Source organism: Phocoenobacter atlanticus subsp. cyclopteri (assembly GCF_018343795.1).
Taxonomy (GTDB): Bacteria; Pseudomonadota; Gammaproteobacteria; order Enterobacterales; family Pasteurellaceae; genus Phocoenobacter; species Phocoenobacter atlanticus.
In genome coordinates this window covers 505,677-525,818 of the sequence record NZ_CP074346.1, presented here as the reverse complement: position 1 = coordinate 525,818, position 20,142 = coordinate 505,677, and the positions used below count along the sequence as shown (strand labels likewise).

Sequence of the window (20,142 nt, the reverse complement as noted above, 5' to 3'; positions counted from 1 at the left end):
GAGAGGTTCATCACAAAATAAAAAATAGATTAGTCGAAATTATAAAAATTCACTACCTTTTTTAAAAGAATTTTATATATAATATGAAGTAATTATTTTTTAGAATAGAAAATTATGGAGTTATAATGTCAAAATTAATAGATAACCCTGTTTTAGCCCAAATCAAATATGGATTAATCGCTTCTTGCCAACCCGTTGATGATGGTCCAATGGATTCACCAGAAATTGTTGCCGCAATGGCTCAAGCCTCAGTAATTGGTGGAGCAAAAGGAATTCGTATTGAAGGCGTTGAAAATCTTAAAGCTGTACGTAAAGTGGTTGATGTGCCAATTATTGGAATTATAAAAAGAGATTTGCCTGATAGCCCTGTGCGAATCACCCCTTTCTTAGAAGATATTGAAGAACTCGCAAAAGCGGGGGCAGATATTATCGCTGTTGATGGTACAAATCGTCCACGTCCAGTCACCATTGAGCAAGCTATCAAAAAAATCAAAGAAGTGGGCTGTTTAGCAATGGCGGATTGCTCCAATCTTGAAGAAGGCTTGCATTGTCAGCAACTAGGTTTTGATATTGTGGGCAGTACGATGTCTGGCTACACAGGGGGCGAAATTCCAAAAGAACCTGATTATCAACTTGTTAAAGATCTCAATGCGGCAGGTTGCTTTGTGATGGGTGAAGGACGTTATAATACCCCTGAATTAGCAAGAAGTGCCATCGAAGCAGGGGCGCATTGTGTCACAGTAGGTTCAGCGTTAACCAGACTAGAACATATTGTAAGTTGGTTTGCTGATGAAATTAAATTAGCAAATAAATAATTTATAACAAAATATAAGGATAGTTTATGCGTTGTCTTGCGATAGATATTGGTGGCACAAAAATTGCCTCGGCACTGGTTGAAAATAATGAAATTAGTCAGCGTCAGCAAGTGGCGACACCAACGAAAAATGTTAGTGTAGATATGCAAAAGACCTTAGCCTCTATTGTAGATAGTTACAGAAATCAATTTGATTTTGTGGCGGTTGCCTCAACTGGTATTATCAATAAAGGTATTTTAACAGCACTAAATCCAAAAAATTTAGGGGGATTAGATCAATTCCCACTGAAAAACGCCATTGCAAATCATACAGACAAACCTGTTTTACTATTAAATGATGTGCAAGCAGCTGCTTATGCGGAGTTTCAAAATGAACGTGAAAACGACATTCAAAATTTTGCGTTTATTACCGTATCCACTGGTGTTGGAGGCGGAATTATTTTAGATAAAACCCTGCTCACTGAACCAAATGGAATTGCTGGACATATCGGACACTCACTTGCTGATCCGAATGGCGAAATCTGTGGCTGTGGACGACAAGGCTGTGTGGAGTCTGTGGCATCAGGGCGTGCAATACAAGCTGCAACAGCAAATTGGGAAACACCTTGCTTGCCAAAACAAGTTTTTGAATTATTTAGACAAAATGAACCAAAAGCAACACAAATTATTCATCGCAGTGCAAAAGCGATCGCTAATTTAGTGGCGGATTTGGTTATCAGTTTAGATATACAAAAAATCGTTATCGGAGGAAGTGTTGGGCTGGCAGAAGGCTATCTTCCTTTGGTTAAGAACTATATCAATCAAATGCCAAACATTTATTGTTGCGAGATTGAACCCGCTTACTATCAAGGTGATGCAGGGTTAATCGGTGCTGCAAAATGGGGCGAAAATAAATTACAAAATCACTAATATTTGGAGAAAAAAATGAAAAACTTAAAAGGGTTATTTTCAGCATTACTTGTATCATTTAACGAAGATGGCACAGTAAATGAAAAAGGTTTACGTGAAATTATTCGCCACAACATTGACACAATGAAAGTGGACGGCTTATATGTAGGTGGTAGCACAGGGGAAAACTTTATGCTCTCAACCGCAGAGAAAAAAGAAATTTTCCGCATTGCTAAAGACGAAGCAAAAGATGAGATTGCATTGATTGCACAAGTTGGTAGCGTAAACTTAAAAGAAGCGGTGGAATTAGGTAAATATGCCACTGAATTAGGTTACGACAGCTTATCAGCCGTAACACCTTTCTATTACAAATTTAGCTTCCCAGAAATTAAACATTACTACGACACCATCATCGCTGAAACAGGCAACAATATGATTGTTTACTCAATCCCATTCTTAACAGGGGTAAATATTGGTGTTGAGCAATTTGGTGAGCTTTATAAAAATCCTAAAATTCTTGGTGTGAAATTCACAGCAGGCGATTTCTATCTATTAGAACGCTTGAAAAAAGCTTATCCAAACCACTTAATCTGGGCTGGCTTTGATGAAATGATGTTACCAGCGGTTTCACTTGGTGTGGATGGTGCGATTGGTAGTACCTTTAACGTAAATGGTATCCGTGCAAGACAAATTATGGAATTAACTCGTGCAGGAAAACTGGACGAAGCCTTAGCCGTTCAACACACCACAAATGATTTAATCGAAGGTATCTTAGCGAATGGATTATATTTAACCATTAAAGAAATCTTAAAGTTACAAGGTGTGGATGCTGGTTTCTGCCGTGAACCAATGACATCAACTGCAACACCAGAACAAGTTGCCAAAGCAAAAGAATTAAAAGAAAAATTCTTATAAATTATAAACTTAAGCGGTACGATTTTAATCACAATTTGCAAATTTTTATCAAAATCGTACCGCTTAAAAATGACGAGACTATAAAAATAACTGTGTATCTGCTTTAATATAAAAAAATTAAGGTGAATACACAGTTATTTTTATAGTCTCTATTGATACTTAAGAAATTGTTGTTCCTTCTTCTGTACTTAACACTACTTTTTTCAATGCTCCAGCCTTACCCATATTAAATACACGAATTGGTATTTTATGATCACGAGCTAACGTAAAAGCAGCTAAATCCATTACTTTTAATTCTTTATCAATCACTTCTGCGTAAGTTAATGTATTAAACAGTATTGCATTAGGATTTTTTTCAGGATCACAATCATACACACCATCAACTTTAGTGGCTTTTAGCACTACATCCGCTTCAATTTCGATACCACGCAAACAAGCGGCTGAATCAGTGGTAAAAAATGGATTACCTGTACCTGCTGAGAAAATCACGACTCGTCCCTCACGCAACATTTTAATGGCATCTGACCAATTATAATTATCACAAATACCCGTTAAATCAAAGGCAGACATCAATTTTGCATTTACATCTTCACGGTGTAATGCATCACGCATTGCTAAACCATTCATCACCGTTGCAAGCATACCCATATGATCGCCGACTACACGGTTCATTCCTGCTTGAGCCAATTTCGCTCCACGAAATAGATTTCCACCACCAAGAACAATTCCAACTTCAACACCCATTGCAACGAGTTCTTTCACTTCACTTGCCATTCTATCTAAAACGGAAGGATCAATACCAAAACCTTCTTCACCTTGTAGGGCTTCACCACTTAGTTTTAATAAAATTCTTTTATAAATTGGTTTGCTCATACTTACCTCTTAATTTATATCATTTAACAAAACGAAATATTTTATATGTAGAAATAGACAGGGCATGCCCTGTCTCTACAATACATAAAAATGTTATAACAAGCGGTATGATTTTTTCAAAAATTTGCAAATTCTTACTCTAATCTTACCGCTTATCATAAAATTCTACTTTTATATCCAAATCTTATAACCAAACAAAAGGCGAACATTTTGTTCGCCTTGTTTAAGCTATTATGCTTTAGACATTGCAGCAACTTCTGCTGCGAAGTCTGTTTCTTGTTTCTCGATACCTTCACCCACTTCAAAACGGATAAAGCCAGAAACATCCGCACCTTTCTCTTTTAATAAATCGCCGACTGATTTAGAAGGATCCATAACAAAAGGTTGTCCTGTTAATGACACTTCACCAGTGAATTTCTTCATACGACCTTCAACCATTTTCTCAGCAATTTGCTGTGGTTTACCCGATTGCATTGCGATATCAATTTGAATTTGACGCTCTTTTTCAACAACTGCTGCTGGAACATCTTCAGGTTTAACAAAGTCTGGACGACTTGCTGCAACGTGCATAGCGATGTGTTTAACTAACTCATCATCTGCATTTTTAGCGGCAACGATAACACCAATTTTTGCACCGTGTAAGTATGAACCTAAAACATCACCTTCGATGGTAGCAACACGACGAATATTCATATTTTCGCCAATTTTAGCCACTAATGCTGCACGTTGATCTTCAAATTTTGCTTTTAACACTTCAACATCAGATACTTTGTTTGCAACTGCATAGTCAGCAATTTCATTTGCTAAGCTTAAGAAACCTGCATCTTTTGCAACAAAGTCTGTTTCACAGTTCATTTCAAGTGAAAGACCAAAAGTACCATCAATGCGGTTGATAATTACACCTTCAGCTGCAACACGACCTGCTTTTTTAGCCGCTTTTGCTTGACCAGATTTACGCATATTGTCAATTGCTAATTCAATGTCGCCATCTGCTTCAACTAATGCTTTTTTACACTCCATCATACCTGCGCCAGTACGATCACGAAGTTCTTTTACTAATGATGCTGTAATTTGAGCCATTTTTTACTCCTCGATTATAAATAAGTTAAAATAAAGCAGGGATATCCCCGCTTCACTAATGTTTTAAAGACTAACCTATCAATTAAGTTAGTCTTAGCTAACGATGAATTACTCTGCTACTGGAGCTTCTGCTTCAGCGGTGAAAGTTTCTTCACTTACTTTTTCTTGACCACGACCTTCTTTAACTGCTTCTGCTGCTGCAGTTAAATAAAGTTGGATCGCACGAGTTGCATCATCATTTCCAGGAATAATGTAATCAACACCATCAGGATCTGCATTCGTATCAACAATTGCAAATACAGGAATACCAAGATTGTTGGCTTCTTTTACTGCGATGTGTTCATAATCTGCACCGATAACAAAAATTGCATCTGGAAGACCAGCCATATTTTTAATACCGCCTAAGCTTAATTCTAATTTTTCAAGCTCACGAGTACGCATTAACGCTTCTTTTTTAGTGATTTTGTCAAAAGTACCATCTTGAGTTTGAGCTTCTAGCTCTTTTAAGCGTTTGATTGATTGACGAACTGTTTTCCAGTTAGTAAGCATACCACCTAACCAACGGTGATTTACATAGAACTGTTGGCAATCTAGTGCTGCTGCTTTAACTGCTTCACCTGCTGCACGTTTAGTTCCTACAAAAAGAACTTTACCGTTATTATGAGAAATACGAATTAATTCGTTTAACGCTTCATTAAACATTGGTGCTGTTTTTTCAAGGTTAACGATATGAACGCCATTACGTGCTCCAAAGATGAATGGTTTCATTTTTGGGTTCCAGTAACGAGTTTGGTGACCGAAGTGAACGCCAGCTTTTAGCATATCTAGCATAGAAACTTGTGCCATAAGATTTTTTCCTTTAAATTGTTTGCCCTATTTTTAATATTACATAGAGCGGGGTTTAGCCTCCACATATTCTAATAATTTGACCGAAAAAGTGACGTATCACCTTGTTCAGCACCCCAATTATTAACTAAAAATATGTGTGTGATTTCGAATTAAAATTAAATTGTTTTGTTTGTTTTTTGAACGAAAGTTTTTCGCACACAAAAAACTCCGTATTTATACCAAAATTTAGGATAAATTGCTAGTGTTTTTTCGTATATTAATTAAATTGTATTTACTGATTTTTATGCTAGAATTTTTTATATTCTTATTATTACATCATAATTATGGAGACAGGGCTATAGAACAGGGCATGCCCTGTCTCTACGGTATTCAATACTTATCACTATGAAACTAAATACACAACAACAACAAGCCGTAGAATATACTCAAGGGGCGTGCTTGGTGCTTGCAGGGGCAGGATCAGGTAAAACAAGGGTAATTATCAATAAAATTGCTCACTTAATCAGCTATTGTGATTATTATCCAAAGCATATTGCTGCAGTTACTTTTACGAATAAAGCCGCTCGTGAAATGCGTGAGCGTGTAGCACATTCAATCGGTAAAGAAAAATCCAAAGGGCTGACGATTTCTACTTTTCATACCTTAGGATTTGATATTATCAAACGTGAATATAAATCTCTCGGTTTTAAATCTGGGATGACGCTGTTTGATGATCACGATCAAATTGCATTACTTAAACATTTATTACCTGAAAATGTCACCGAAGATAAAGATTTGCTGAAACAGTTAATCAGCCAAATTTCAAATTGGAAAAATAGCCTGTTGTTACCAGAGCAAGTGATTGCACAGACAAGTGATGATCGCTCTCGGGTATTTAGTTATTTTTATCAGCAATATCAAAACCAACTGCGAGCTTATAATGCCCTTGATTTTGATGATTTGATAATGCTTCCAACCCTGCTTTTTCAACAAAATGAAGAGGCAAAACAACGTTGGCAACAGCGTATTCAATATTTATTAGTGGATGAATATCAGGATACCAACACCAGCCAGTATGAACTGATAAAATTATTAGTAGGTGAGCGAGCCAATTTTACCGTTGTGGGCGATGACGATCAGTCGATCTACTCGTGGCGTGGGGCGAAACCTGAAAATATGCAACGTTTAAAAGCAGATTTTCCGAATTTAAACGTGATTAAATTAGAGCAAAATTACCGTTCCAGTCAGCGAATTTTACACTGTGCCAATATTTTGATTGATAATAATCCGCACGTTTTTCAAAAACGTCTTTTTTCACAACTTGCTCAGGGCGAAAAGTTAAATGTAATCGAAGCAAAAGATGAAGAACACGAGGCAGAACGCATTGTTGGCGAGTTGATCGCACACCGTTTTTCTCGTAAAAAAAATACAAAGAATATGCGATTTTATATCGAGGCAATCATCAATCACGTTTGCTTGAAAAAATGCTGATGCAAAACCGTATTCCCTATAAAATTTCAGGGGGAACCTCATTTTTCTCACGTGTTGAAATCAAGGATATGATGGCGTATTTGCGTTTGTTGGTAAATCAAGATGATGACGCGGCATTTTTACGTATTGTAAATACACCACGCCGAGAAATTGGTGCAACAACCTTAGAGAAGCTGGGTAATTTAGCCAATGAAAAACAAGTCAGCTTATTTGAGGCGATTTTTGATTTTGATTTGATCCAACGAATTACACCAAAACCTTATCAAGCCTTACAAGATTTTGGACGTTGGATCGTGGAATTATCGGATCAAGCGGTTAGATCTGATCCTCTTTTTGCAATAAAGGATATGCTGGCTAAAATTCAGTATGAAGCCTATCTATATGAACACGCCAATAATCCAAAGGCGGCAGAAATGCAAAGTCGTAATGTAGAAACCTTGTTTGAGTGGGTGGAAGGAATGTTGGCAGGCGATGAAATCAACGAACCAATGAATCTTGCCCAAGTCGTCACTCGCCTAACCTTACGAGATATGTTAGAGCGTAGCGAAGATGATGACGAAAGCGATCAAGTGCAGCTAATGACGTTACACGCCTCAAAAGGCTTGGAATTTCCACATATTTTTTTAGTCGGAATGGAAGAGGGGTTACTCCCCCACCAAACCAGTATGGACGAAAATAACATTGAAGAAGAACGTCGTTTAGCGTATGTTGGCATTACACGAGCCCAACAGACTTTGACGTTTTCATTGTGTAAAACACGCCGTCAATATGGCGAAATCATTAAGCCGGAACCCAGCCGTTTTTTAATGGAATTACCCCAAGATGATTTGCAATGGGAACGAGATAAGCCACCGATCACTGAGCAACAAAAACAGCAAAAGGTTTCGGATAATGTAGCGAGATTAAGGGCTATGTTGCAGGGGAATAAGTAAATGTAAGTGGTATCACAAAAAAAGAATAAAATAGATCTTTTGGGATTTTTTAACTATTAATGTTAAAAAATCAATAGTTAGAATAGTTAAAAATGAGCTATTGTCCTGAATATAAAATTAAATGCCTTCTTTCTCTCATAGTCAAAGTACAGCAAATACGTTAAAATGAGGAAGTATTTTATACTTTTTCATAACACTAAATAAAGGAAATAACGTGTTACTTTCGGATTTTCATTTTGATTTACCTAACGAGTTAATTGCTCGTTATCCAACTAAACAACGTACAGCAAGTCGTTTACTTTATGTTAATGGCAAAACAGGTCAATGTTCAGACCAACAATTTATCAATATTTTAGATCATATTGACGAAGGTGATTTACTTATATTCAATAATACTCGTGTTATCCCTGCTCGTTTATATGGTAAAAAATTAAGTGGTGGCAAACTTGAAGTTTTGGTAGAACGAGTGCTTGATGAACATCGTTGCTTAGCACATATTCGTTGCTCAAAATCACCCAAAGAAGGTTCAACCATTATTTTAGGGGAAGATAAACTAGGAGAAGGAAATGGCTTTAATGCCACAATGGTTGCTCGTCACAACATCTTATTTGAACTTAGATTTGAAGAGGAACAGCCTTTATTTGAATTATTAGATCGTGCAGGTCATATGCCATTACCTCCTTATATTGATCGCCCCGATGAAGAAACCGATCAAGAGCGTTACCAAACCGTATATAGTAAGGAGCTAGGTGCTGTAGCAGCACCTACAGCTGGGCTTCATTTTGATGATGAATTATTAACAAAATTAACACAAAAAGGGGTTCAAACTGCTTTCGTTACTTTACACGTGGGAGCGGGTACTTTCCAACCTGTTCGTGTAGAAAATATTGAAGACCATAAAATGCACGCAGAATATGCGGAAGTAAGCCAAGAAGTTGTAGATAAAATTTTGACTACTAAAGCGAATGGAAAACGAGTTATTGCAGTAGGTACAACCTCTGTTCGATCTATTGAAAGTGCTGCACAACACGCTGAAAAATCGAATCAATTAATTGAACCCTTTTTCTCAGACACCTCTATTTTTATTTATCCTGGAAAAACATTCCGAGTAATTGATGCGTTATTGACTAATTTTCATTTGCCAGAATCTACTTTAATTATGCTAGTGTCTGCGTTTGCTGGATATTCAAACTGTATGAAAGCCTATCAACACGCAGTGGCGAAGCAATATCGTTTCTTTAGTTATGGCGATGCGATGTTTATCGATAAAAATCCCAATGCGATAAATGATGTACCATAATATGATATAAAACAAGGGAATTACTATGCTTATTAAACTTAATAATCAATTTAAACAACAACTTAATCAATTATTCCAACAGCATAGTATTCCTGAAAATTTGCAAAATTCTGAAAAAATCACACCGCTTATAACCAGTATTGCAATGTCTGATTTTGTTTTTAAACAGCTTCAAAAACAACCTGATTTATTACAACATTGGTTGCAGCACCTCCCTATTCTTAAAGTTCAAAACGACTATCACAGCGAACTAACTCAACGCCTTACAACCATTACCGATGAAGCCCTTTTTCATAAAGAATTACGTTTGTTCCGTAATCAAGAAATGGCAAATTTAAGCTTTTTACAGTCAAATAAACTCGCTTCTGTAGAGCAAGTCTTTATTGCTTTATCTGAATTAGCAGAATGCTTAATTTTAAATGCTAGAAATTGGTTATTTACACGTTTATGTGAAGAAATCGGTACACCTAAAAATTCACTGGGAGAAACCCAAGAACTGATTATTTTAGGAATGGGAAAATTAGGCGGAGGTGAGCTTAATTTTTCTTCGGATATTGACTTGATTTTTTGCTATCCCGATCAAGGTCAGACGGAGGGAGGGCATAAATCACTTACCAATTATCAGTTTTTTACTCGTTTAGGACAGCGTTTAATCCAAGCCTTAGATCAAATTACCATAGACGGTTTTGTATATCGTACCGATATGCGATTACGTCCTTTTGGTGAAAGTGGGGCGTTAGTATTCAGCTTTGACGCACTGGAAGATTATTATCAAGAACAAGGGCGAGATTGGGAACGTTATGCGATGATCAAAGCAAAAATTCTAGGTGAAGATCCAAAGAACCCTTATCATCGCTATCTTGCTCAACTGCTTCTTCCTTTTGTGTATCGCCGATATTTAGATTTTAGTGCCATTCAATCACTACGAGAGATGAAACAAAAAATCAGCCGTGAAGTGATTCGCCGTAACCTAACAGATAATATCAAACTTGGTGCAGGCGGAATTCGTGAGATTGAATTTATTGTGCAAACTTTTCAAATGATACGTGGAGGGCGTAATAAAACTTTGCGTTCTCGCAGTTTGTTACAAAATCTGTGTGAATTTAAACAGCAGCAGGTTCTTAACCAAGAGCAAATCACACAACTTTATCACGCCTATATTTTTTTTCGTCAAATAGAAAATGTATTGCAAGCTATTGATGATAAACAGACTCAAACATTACCGAGTAATGAGACGGATCGTTTACGTCTAATTTTAGCTTGTCAGCATTTTATACAAGGCGAACAGCAGATTGATTATCCAATTGCTGACTGGCAAAGTTTTATGATGGTTCTAAATCAGCACCAAGCAAATGTTAGAGCTATTTTCAATCAAATTATTGGTGAAGAATCACAGGAAATGGAACAAGAAGATGATCCTAATTTAGCCTTTTGGAAAGATCTTTTACACTACCCTATCCCTGAAAAAGAGCTTGATAGCCTTGTTCATCATTATTCCGTTAAAGCTGATGATATTCCTGAAATTTTGCAATATTTAAACAATACTCTTCAAGAATGGCGAAAAAAACCGATTGGGGTGCGTGGCAGAAATGTGTTAAATAAACTAATGCCAAGAGTAATGGACGATATTTTTCAGCAAAGCGAATATTTAGTATTACTCCCTAGATTGCTTAATATTATTGACAAAATCACACTTCGTACCACCTATTTAGAATTATTATTAGAAAATAAACACATTTTACCTCGCCTAATTCTACTCTGTGGTAAATCGGTAATGGTTGCAGAGCAAATTGCTCGCCACCCAATATTATTAGATGAGTTTATTTTAAAAGAAAAAATTGGCTGTTTAAATACCAAACTAGCCTATCAACAAGCCTTATCTGAATATCTACTGCGTATTCCAGAAGATGATGAGGAGCAAATTATTGATGCGTTACGCCAATTTAAACAAACTCAAATTTTAAATATTGCCACCGCCGATATTCTAGGGGAATTACCTGTGATGAAAATTAGCGATCAACTGACTTACTTGGCAGAAACAATTGTTTATTCAGTAGTTAATATCGCTTGGAAATTGCTCACGAAACGCTTTGGCTATCCAAATCATCTCACAGAAAATCAATGTGATTTTACCGTGATCGCTTACGGGAAATTAGGAGGTATTGAGCTAGGCTATAATTCTGATTTAGATTTAGTCTTTCTGCATCAAGCTCCGATAAATGGGATAACGGTTAATGGGAAAAGATCTATTTCCAGCCAGCAGTTCTATTTAAAATTAGCTCAAAAAATTAACTCTATTTTCAGTTTAAACACCACTTCTGGTATTTTATACGAAATTGATATGCGATTACGTCCATCTGGCGAGTCTGGATTACTTGTCAGCTCTTTCGAGGCTTATGATAACTATCAACACAATGAAGCTTGGACTTGGGAAAATCAAGCATTAGTACGCAGCCGTTGTGTTTATGGTACGGAGAAAAATGATCAGAAATTTGAGAAAATTCGTCAAAATGTTCTAAAAAAAGCAAGGGTAAGCGGTCACTTAAAACAAGAAATTTGCAATATGCGAGCAAAAATGTATCAACATTTAGCCTCTCATTCAACGGAACAATTTCATTTAAAACAAGATCAAGGTGGAATTACAGATATTGAATTTATTGCCCAATATTTAGTTTTAAATTATGCCAACCAATATCCCAAAATGGCTGTGTGGTCGGATAATGTTCGTATTTTTGATACTGCAATGGAATGTGATATTTTAACGACAGAGCAAGGGGAAAGGCTTAAAGAATGCTACACCACTTTGCGAAATCAAATTCATCATCTTAATTTACAAGGGAAAAATAGTCTTGTTAACGAAAATCAGTTTAGATTAGAGAGAGAATTTGTGATTGGAATTTGGAATAAATTATTTAAAGCATAACCATAAAAAAAGCCCCTTATTAAAAGGGGCTTCTTAAGAAATCTATTTAGTAGCTAATTAGACTAATTTTACATCAATTGCAGATGGTCCACGTTGGCTATCTTGAACGCTGAATTCTACATTATCATTTTCATTTAATGATTTATAGTTATCACCAAGAATTCCAGAGAAATGTACGAATACATCTTTTCCACCATTAGATGGAGTGATGAAACCAAACCCTTTATCAGAGTTAAACCATTTTACGATACCAGTTAATTTAGACATATGTCTTCCTTATTTTTAAAATTTATTTGAATGCTTGAAAATTCAAGCGGCAAAACTAATCACTTTATAAATGGAGATGGATATTAAAAGGACTATCAAGAAATAAAGTAAAAACTTTGAAATGATGAGGAAGAACTATAATAACTAACTTTTTTAAACTGCTCTTAGCTAGGTTTTTATTAGAACATACTTATAAAATAAAAGCAACTACTTCTAATATTTATTTTTGTATTTCTTCAGGGCAACCGCGTACTTTGTCTATAAATTAATCACACACACCAAAAATAAGCTCAGACCTCATTTCATCAGACCAGCCAGCTGATTTCAGCTTGCTTTTTATACTATTTTTAGTTGGATGTAGTCGTGCTAAATTAAGCCCTAAACGCCTAATTATTGCCATATTTTCAACGCCATCCCCCAAATAAATCGTACTATCATCTTCTTTAAAAACAACATCAAGTACCCAATGCGCTTTATTTTCAACTTCCCAATGACCCCTAATATATTTCGCAAAGTCTTCGCAAGGAACATCTAAGCTACTGATATAAAATACTTTTTCTTCACTTTTCTTGCCATTGTCTTCTCTTATCCTATGAACTTGAATAAGGCTTTTAATTCCTGTCCAACCTTGAGATTCCAAAAGCCAATCACTTATTGGTAATTTTGAATAATACCGTTGATCTATTCGACTTCTTTCACAGTTAACTTCTTGAAATTTATCTATTTTTATTGATTTTTCTCGCACTACTTTATGAAAATAACTTTCTATTTCATTTCTAAATTTCTTATGATTATTTTTCAATGGCATCACATAATCGCTCTTCTTTTCTATGATTTTATTCGCTATTTTCTTTTGCGTATTCATCGCATCTACCGTAATGACGGCTTGATTTAGCTCTAAAATATCTATCATTTCTAGAATGCTTTCATTCTCATTTTTCTTACCTTTGGACTTATTTTGAGCTAAAATTAATCCTCTTGAACAGCTCCAAGCCGTAATACTATGTAGGGCATTATGAGGCTCTAAATGTGAACTGTTTTTTAATGTTTTACCATCTATTGCAATACACTCTTTGCCTTGTGATTTTCGTATCTCATTGATAAAATTAATAAAAATATAATTTAATTTCTCAGGATTTATCCGTCTTACAATACGAGCAATCGTATCATCAACAGGAATACCATTTTCAAAATCTCGGTATTTTCGTAACCATTTTATATTCAATTTACCAAACTGATGAATTTCACTCCATCCTTCTGCACCTGATATTACCGCACTTACGACAAGAAAAATAACATCTAAGAAGTCATGTTTTTTGTTTATATCTTTGCGAGGGTCTTCCAAATCTTTAAAAGCTGATAATATATTCATTTTTACACCTATTTGTTATTGAATAATAAGTGCTATTAGATCATCTTTTTAAGAAAAGTGCGATCTTGCCCTGTGTATTTCTTAAAAATATTAGCTCTCAGTTACATAATAGATAATTTTTCAATCATAAAAAAAGCCCCTTATTAAAAGGGGCTTCTTAAGAAATCTATTTAGTAGCTAATTAGACTAATTTTACATCAATTGCAGATGGTCCACGTTGGCTATCTTGAACGCTGAATTCTACATTATCATTTTCATTTAATGATTTATAGTTATCACCAAGGATACCAGAGAAATGTACGAATACATCTTTTCCACCATTAGATGGAGTGATGAAACCAAAACCTTTCTCAGAGTTAAACCATTTTACGATACCAGTTAATTTAGACATATGTCTTCCTTATTTTTTAAAATTTATTTGAATGCTTGAAAATTCAAGCGGTAAAACTAATCACTTTATAAATGGAGATGGATATTAAAAGGACTATCAAGAAATAAAGTAAAAACTTTGAAATGATGAGGAAGAACTATAATAACTAACTTTTTTTAAACTGCTCTTAGCTAGGTTTTTATTAAAACACACTAATAAAATTAAAGCAAGCAACTTTTAATATTTAATTTATAGTTACTCTTATAGAAAAAACTCGTTTCATTCAACATTAGGTCTAAAAGTAAAAAATGAGAATAAAAGTATCTTAGAAATAATTGATTTATATACAAAGCATATATCTAGCCCAAGTATAGCGGTTACATTTCTTTTAAAATTTGCAATTTTATCTCTTTTTGTTATATTCAAAATAATCTAAATTTATAAATAACAATAAGGTTATGGATAATAATCATATCACTAATCAACGCCAACGATTACGCCAAGAAATGAAAACTAAACGGCTTGAATTATCACAACAGCAACAAAATCAAGCTGCACAAAATATTATTCAGCCAGCACTTAGTTTGATTGAAAAACATTCTGCCACTAGATTGGCGTTTTATCTCCCTTTTAATGGTGAAATTTCTCCATTACCGCTCATTGATAAACTAACAAAACAAGGGAAAAAAATTTACCTGCCTGTTTTACACCCATTTTCAAAAGGTCATTTATTATTTATTGAATATAATAAAAATTGCAAAAAATCATTAAAATCTAATCGCTTTGGTATTCTAGAACCTCAGTTAGATGTCAGAAAAGTGTTACCATTAAATAAATTAGACATTATTTTTACGCCTTTAGTCGCTTGTGATAAACAAGGTAACCGTTTAGGAATTGGGGGTGGATTTTATGATCGTACTCTTGCCCTGAATTCTGAAACATTAATTAGTGTAGGATTAGCTCATCGATTTCAGCAATTAAACCAATTACCTGTTGAACACTGGGATATGCCATTAGATTATATTATTTTAGGTTAGTGTTATAATTATCTTTTCAATAACAATAATTATCTGTATAATTCTCTCGCAATCTTTCCAACTCATTTTTTATCTAAATAAGGAATTTTGCAATGTTACGAATTAAACAAGAAGCATTAACTTTTGACGATGTCCTTCTCGTTCCTGCTCATTCTAAGGTATTACCAAATACCGCTAATCTATCCACCCAACTCACCAAAAATATTCGTTTAAATATCCCAATGCTTTCAGCCGCAATGGATACGGTAACCGAAACAAGATTAGCTATTTCTCTTGCTCAGGAAGGCGGAATTGGGTTTATTCATAAAAATATGTCGATTGAACGCCAAGCAGATAGAGTCAGTAAAGTGAAAAAATTTGAAAGTGGCGTTGTCTCTGATCCTGTTACTGTAACCCCTGATTTACCATTAAGAGAATTATCTAAACTTGTGACTAAAAATGGCTTTGCCAGTTTCCCTGTTGTAAATGAAAATGGGCTTTTAGAAGGCATTATAACGGGAAGAGATACTCGCTTTGTTGATGATATGAATACCTGTGTTTCAGCACTAATGACACCAAAAGAAAAACTTGTTACCGTGAAAGAAGGGGCAACAACCCAAGAGATTTTCCATTTGATGCATACCCATAGAGTCGAAAAAGTACTGATTGTTGATGATAATTTTAAATTAAAAGGTTTATTTACATTAAAAGATTTCCAAAAAACCGCTGAAAAACCAAATGCGTGTAAAGATGAATTTGGGCGTTTGCGTGTTGGTGCGGCTGTTGGAGCTGGCGAAGGTAATGAAGAACGTATTGAAGCCTTAGTTAAAGCGGGGGTTGATGTACTTTTAATCGACAGCAGTCACGGTCATTCCGAAGGCGTATTACAACGTGTACGTGAAACCCGTGCAAAATACCCAAATTTACCAATCGTTGCAGGTAATGTTGCAACCGCAAGCGGTGCGATTGCCTTAGCAGATGCAGGTGCAAGTGCGGTGAAAGTAGGGATTGGTCCGGGGTCAATTTGTACCACTCGTATCGTAACGGGTGTAGGTGTGCCACAAATTACCGCTATTTCAGAAGCCGCAGAAGCCTTAAAAGATCGTGGAATCCCCGTGATTGCCGACGGTGGTATCCGTTTCTCAGGCGATATCGCAAAAGCAATCGCAGCGGGGGCATCTTGTGTAATGGTGGGTTCAATGTTTGCTGGAACAGAAGAAGCGCCGGGAGAAATCGAATTATATCAAGGACGCTCATTCAAATCTTATCGTGGAATGGGATCCCTTGGAGCAATGTCAAAAGGCTCATCGGATCGCTATTTCCAATCTGATAATGCAGCGGATAAATTAGTACCAGAAGGGATCGAAGGACGTATTCCTTACAAGGGTTATTTGAAAGAAATTATCCACCAACAAATGGGCGGTTTACGTTCTTGTATGGGTTTAACTGGGTGTGCCACTATTGAAGAATTACGCACCAAAGCTGAATTTGTAAGAATTAGTGGAGCGGGTATGAAAGAAAGCCACGTCCACGATGTGAGCATTACCAAAGAAGCACCGAATTACCGAATGGGCTAGTATTTTTAGAAAAGTAAGCGGTCACATTTTGTATTAAATTTGCAAAATGATTGTTTAACAAACTTATTGTTGCTACAATATTGAAAATTGTAGCAACAAAAGAGGTTTTTATGTTTATTACAAGTCGAGAGTTTAATCAAAATTTAGCAAAAGCAAAACAGCTCGCAGCAAATGAACCTGTTATTATTACTAATCGTGGTAATCCTGAATTTGTGCTAATGCGTTATGATGATTATCAAGTTCAAAAACAGGAAAAAAAACAGAGTGCTTATGAATGGCTTTGTTCACAAGATGATTACGATGTGGCAGATATTGAACTTGATATTCCACCACGCAGTAAAACTAATCGCCCTATTCCATTTGTAGATTATGGTTTAGAGGATGAATAATGTTTTTACTTGATACTAACCTTATTTCTGAAATCCGAAAAATCAAACAAGGAAAAGCAAATCCAAATGTTGTAGATTGGTTTAAATCGGCTTCTATTGAAGATTTTTATACTAATCCCACTTTTTTAATGGAAATACAACGTGGAATTTTAAGAAAAAAGTATAAAGATCCAAAACAATTTACGGCATTAACAAATTGGTATCAAAACAATGTACTAAAAATGTTTGAGAAACGCATTTTAAACATTACCCCAAATACCGCTGAAATTTGTGCAAAATTGCATATTCCTGATCTTTCACCTGAAAATAATGCTTGGATTGTGGCAAGTGCGATTGAACACAATTTAATTTTAGTGACACGTAACACCAAAGATTTTGAAGGATTAGGTATAAAATTATTTAATCCATTTTTGTGATCTTAATCGTAAAAATAACTATCAAAAAATAACCTATATATTAAGTATGATAAAGTGTAAATTAACTTTTTGAAAATATAGTGTTAGAAAATGAAATTTAATGATGTAGAATTAGGAAACTGGAAAGATTGCGATATTAATACTGATAGCTTATGGCTTATCTCCGAAAGAGATAAACATGGTAAACATTCTAATCATTATCACGGTAATTTTATTCCACAAATTCCTTATCAACTTATCAAAAGATATACAAAGAAAAATGAAACTGTTTTAGATCTCTTTTTAGGTAGTGGAACAACATTATTTGAATGCGAAAACCTTGATAGAAATTTGATTGGCTTTGATATTAACAATAATGCTATTGATTCTGTCAAACACAAAATGGTTGATGTTAATAATATTAAATTTGATATTCAAAATAGTGATGTCTCCAGTGATAATTTTGATATTAAAATGATGCAATCATTAGATAAACTACAAATTAATAATGTTCAGTTTTTAATAATGCACCCGCCATATTTAGACATTGTAAAATTTACTGACAAAAAAGAAGATTTATCGCACATAGCTAATTTACCTCAGTTTATTCAGAAATTTCAGTTAGTTGTTATTAATGGATTAAAATATTTAGAGAAAAATCGCTATTTTGCAGTTGTTATTGGTGATGTTTATAAACAAGGCGAAATAAAACCACTACCTTTTTATATTATGGATATGATTAAAAGAAACTTTAAGGTAAAATTAAAGGGAATTGTTATAAAGAACGTAGAAGGTAATCGTGGTAAATTAGGGCAAAATAGTATTTGGCGTTACCGTGCTTTAAGTAGTGACTATTTTATTTTTAAACACGAGTATATTTTGATTTTCAAAAAGGAGTTTTAATGAATTTAAAAAATAATTTTTCAACAGATACTGCAAAAAAATTTTTGGTAATAAGGATAATGCGATATCATTTTTATTAGCTCTACAAAATGAAAAAAAGTTTGATTTACCAGTTAAAATTATCTCAAGAGGTAAAAATAAGGGTCAAATAGTTTTAGATTTAAATACTAATGAATTGTGGACAAGTCTTGTTAAAAATTGGGACTTTGAAAATGGTGAAAAAATTATTAGAAATTTATTTAAAGAATCCTCAAAATATAAAAGTGGAAAAAACTCTTATAAAGTAATGCAAATTTTGCTTGAAGAATGGCAAAAATTACAATTAGGTAATATTTCTTGGCCATTTTCACAAGGGGATTTTGATGGATTTGTACAAAGAGTAAATTCTGAAAATATTTTTGGAATTGAAAAAGATGAAAAGTAAAACAGGCAGCAGTGAAATACCGAAGAATTAAAGAAATTAATACAGTAAGAAATGATTTTATTGAAACTTTAATTTTTGAAAAAATACAAATATTCTTCCTACATTAAATCATCGGCGAGGAGTTGATTTTTTTATTAATGGGATTTCTTTTGATCAGAAAGTAGCAAAAAGCCCAACAAATGAGTTTAAAAAAGATATGGTGCTAATTGGAAAAAAGAGGCAATCAAACACCCTGAAAAAGTCGCAGAATATCTTTATAAATATCAAGATGAGGGTAGATTTGGTGCTGATAGTAGATTATTGGTAGTATATTTGGATGAATATATTTCTATTGATAAAATTGCTGAAACTATTCAAAAAACTGATCTAGAAAATCCTTTGGAAATTACTTTTCAATATAATCATAAAACACAAGGAATAAAGACATATAAAGTTAATTGCTTTATTATTTTATTATACAACTAATGAACTACATTGGCTCAAAACAAAAATTATCAGATTTTATTAAAACAACCATTTGTAACGTTGTTGGAAATGACTTGTCTCAAAAAATATTTTGCGATTTATTTGCTGGAACTGGCATTGTTGGCCGTAATTTCAAAAAAGAAGTTAAGCAAGTTATAGCTAATGATTTTGAATATTATAGCTTTGTTCTTAATAAGAACTATATTGAAAACCATTTACCTATTAAGGATCAAGAAAAATTAATCAATCAACTAAACAGCTTGCCTCTTGTAGAAGACGGTTTTATTTATCAAAATTATTGTTTCGGTAGCGGTAGTGAAAGACTCTATTTTTCAGATTTTAATGGCAAAAAATTGATACTATAAGATCTAAAATAAATGAATGGAAAAATTTAGGTAAAATTAATAATAATCAATATTATTTTTTATTAGCAAGTTTATTAGAAAGTGCTGATAAAGTTGCAAATACAGCTTCTGTTTACGGTGCTTTTTAAAGCAATTGAAGAAATCTGCACAGAAAGAATTGGTCTTACATCCAGCCAGCTTTGATATAAATAATAATGAACATATTGTTTTTAATAAAAATAGTAATGAACTTATTAAAGAAATTGAAGGAGATATTTTATATTTAGATCCGCCATATAATACAAGGCAATATGGTGCGAATTATCATTTATTAAATACTATCGCAAAATATAATAAATTTGAACCTAAAGGCAAAACAGGACTTCCTGAGTATCAAAAATCAAAATATTGTAGTAAAAATACCGTATTAGCTGAATTTGAAGATCTAATCAAAAATGCAAATTTTGAATATATATTTTTAAGCTATAATAATGAAGGCTTAATGTCCCCTATGGATATACAAAATATTATGTCTAAATATGGAAAATATAGTTTAGAAGTTATTGATTATCAAAG

Annotated in this window: 18 protein-coding genes and 2 pseudogenes; 14 read left to right on the top strand and 6 right to left on the bottom strand. The window is 34.1% G+C overall.

From position 1 onward, the window contains the following. Positions 1-125: 125 nt before the first annotated feature. From KGI96_RS02395 to nanA, 3 genes are read left to right on the top strand one after another with little or no spacing between them, the layout of a single operon-like run. Positions 126-815: an N-acetylmannosamine-6-phosphate 2-epimerase gene (locus KGI96_RS02395; protein ID WP_211598832.1), complete on the top strand. Its 690-nt coding sequence runs from the start codon at positions 126-128 to the stop codon at positions 813-815. 26 nt (positions 816-841) lie between these two features. Continuing rightward, positions 842-1,723 carry an N-acetylmannosamine kinase gene (locus tag KGI96_RS02390; RefSeq protein ID WP_211598834.1) on the top strand — a complete coding sequence of 294 codons (882 nt, stop codon included), beginning with the start codon at positions 842-844 and terminating at the stop codon, positions 1,721-1,723. 15 nt (positions 1,724-1,738) lie between these two features. After that, positions 1,739-2,617 carry an N-acetylneuraminate lyase gene (gene nanA / locus KGI96_RS02385; protein WP_211598836.1) on the top strand — a complete coding sequence of 293 codons (879 nt, stop codon included), beginning with the start codon at positions 1,739-1,741 and terminating at the stop codon, positions 2,615-2,617. Between the two features lie 159 nt (positions 2,618-2,776). On the opposite strand, the gene pyrH is transcribed toward nanA, so the two are convergent. The 3 genes from pyrH to rpsB all read right to left on the bottom strand — a co-directional run bounded on the left by pyrH (position 2,777) and on the right by rpsB (position 5,416). Continuing rightward, complete coding sequence (pyrH, locus tag KGI96_RS02380) at positions 2,777-3,490, bottom strand: UMP kinase (protein WP_211598845.1); 714 nt, start codon at positions 3,488-3,490, stop codon at positions 2,777-2,779. Between the two features lie 231 nt (positions 3,491-3,721). Continuing rightward, positions 3,722-4,570: a translation elongation factor Ts gene (tsf, locus tag KGI96_RS02375; RefSeq protein WP_211598847.1), complete on the bottom strand. Its 849-nt coding sequence runs from the start codon at positions 4,568-4,570 to the stop codon at positions 3,722-3,724. Positions 4,571-4,678: 108 nt separating this feature from the next. After that, positions 4,679-5,416 (bottom strand): 30S ribosomal protein S2, encoded by a 738-nt coding sequence (gene rpsB, locus KGI96_RS02370; protein WP_211598849.1) that lies wholly within the window; start codon positions 5,414-5,416, stop codon positions 4,679-4,681. Positions 5,417-5,803: 387 nt separating this feature from the next. Here rpsB and rep point away from each other — a divergent pair. The 3 genes and pseudogenes from rep (at position 5,804) to glnE (ending at position 12,044) form a co-directional block, all read left to right on the top strand. After that, positions 5,804-7,821 (top strand): annotated as a pseudogene (gene rep, locus KGI96_RS02365) (DNA helicase Rep). Positions 7,822-8,035: 214 nt separating this feature from the next. Further along, positions 8,036-9,121, top strand: a complete 1,086-nt coding sequence (gene queA, locus KGI96_RS02360) for a tRNA preQ1(34) S-adenosylmethionine ribosyltransferase-isomerase QueA (protein WP_211598853.1) — start codon at positions 8,036-8,038, stop codon at positions 9,119-9,121. A gap of 25 nt (positions 9,122-9,146) precedes the next feature. Next, a complete protein-coding gene (gene glnE, locus KGI96_RS02355; protein WP_211598855.1) occupies positions 9,147-12,044 on the top strand; it encodes a bifunctional [glutamate--ammonia ligase]-adenylyl-L-tyrosine phosphorylase/[glutamate--ammonia-ligase] adenylyltransferase in 2,898 nt (965 codons plus the stop codon). A 57-nt stretch (positions 12,045-12,101) separates the two neighbouring features. Here the strand turns inward: glnE and cspE (KGI96_RS02350) are convergent, their stop codons facing one another. The 3 genes from cspE (KGI96_RS02350) to cspE (KGI96_RS02340) form a co-directional block, all read right to left on the bottom strand. Continuing rightward, positions 12,102-12,311 (bottom strand): transcription antiterminator/RNA stability regulator CspE, encoded by a 210-nt coding sequence (cspE, locus tag KGI96_RS02350; RefSeq protein WP_211598857.1) that lies wholly within the window; start codon positions 12,309-12,311, stop codon positions 12,102-12,104. Positions 12,312-12,576: 265 nt separating this feature from the next. Beyond that, positions 12,577-13,683 carry an ISAs1 family transposase gene (locus KGI96_RS02345; RefSeq protein ID WP_213156513.1) on the bottom strand — a complete coding sequence of 369 codons (1,107 nt, stop codon included), beginning with the start codon at positions 13,681-13,683 and terminating at the stop codon, positions 12,577-12,579. 181 nt (positions 13,684-13,864) lie between these two features. Beyond that, complete coding sequence (gene cspE, locus KGI96_RS02340) at positions 13,865-14,074, bottom strand: transcription antiterminator/RNA stability regulator CspE (RefSeq protein WP_211599326.1); 210 nt, start codon at positions 14,072-14,074, stop codon at positions 13,865-13,867. A gap of 437 nt (positions 14,075-14,511) precedes the next feature. On the opposite strand from cspE (KGI96_RS02340), the gene KGI96_RS02335 reads away from it, so the two are divergent. The 8 genes and pseudogenes from KGI96_RS02335 to KGI96_RS11185 form a co-directional block, all read left to right on the top strand. Beyond that, complete coding sequence (locus KGI96_RS02335; protein ID WP_211599327.1) at positions 14,512-15,090, top strand: 5-formyltetrahydrofolate cyclo-ligase; 579 nt, start codon at positions 14,512-14,514, stop codon at positions 15,088-15,090. A gap of 92 nt (positions 15,091-15,182) precedes the next feature. After that, positions 15,183-16,646 carry an IMP dehydrogenase gene (guaB, locus tag KGI96_RS02330; protein WP_211599328.1) on the top strand — a complete coding sequence of 488 codons (1,464 nt, stop codon included), beginning with the start codon at positions 15,183-15,185 and terminating at the stop codon, positions 16,644-16,646. 110 nt (positions 16,647-16,756) lie between these two features. Further along, on the top strand, positions 16,757-17,035 hold the full coding sequence (locus tag KGI96_RS02325) for a type II toxin-antitoxin system Phd/YefM family antitoxin (RefSeq protein ID WP_211599329.1): 279 nt from the start codon (positions 16,757-16,759) through the stop codon (positions 17,033-17,035). Beyond that, a complete protein-coding gene (locus KGI96_RS02320) occupies positions 17,035-17,451 on the top strand; it encodes a type II toxin-antitoxin system VapC family toxin (protein WP_211599330.1) in 417 nt (138 codons plus the stop codon). The genes KGI96_RS02325 and KGI96_RS02320 overlap by 1 nt, the downstream gene beginning before the upstream one ends. A gap of 90 nt (positions 17,452-17,541) precedes the next feature. After that, complete coding sequence (locus KGI96_RS02315; protein WP_211599331.1) at positions 17,542-18,333, top strand: DNA methyltransferase; 792 nt, start codon at positions 17,542-17,544, stop codon at positions 18,331-18,333. 175 nt (positions 18,334-18,508) lie between these two features. Next, positions 18,509-18,757: a hypothetical protein gene (locus KGI96_RS02310; RefSeq protein WP_213156536.1), complete on the top strand. Its 249-nt coding sequence runs from the start codon at positions 18,509-18,511 to the stop codon at positions 18,755-18,757. Between the two features lie 464 nt (positions 18,758-19,221). Beyond that, entirely contained in the window at positions 19,222-19,587 is a 366-nt protein-coding gene (locus tag KGI96_RS11195; protein WP_267873277.1) for a DNA adenine methylase, read from the top strand. Positions 19,588-19,720: 133 nt separating this feature from the next. Continuing rightward, positions 19,721-20,014 (top strand): annotated as a pseudogene (locus KGI96_RS11185) (DNA adenine methylase); the annotation flags it as partial. Positions 20,015-20,142: the final 128 nt, after the last annotated feature.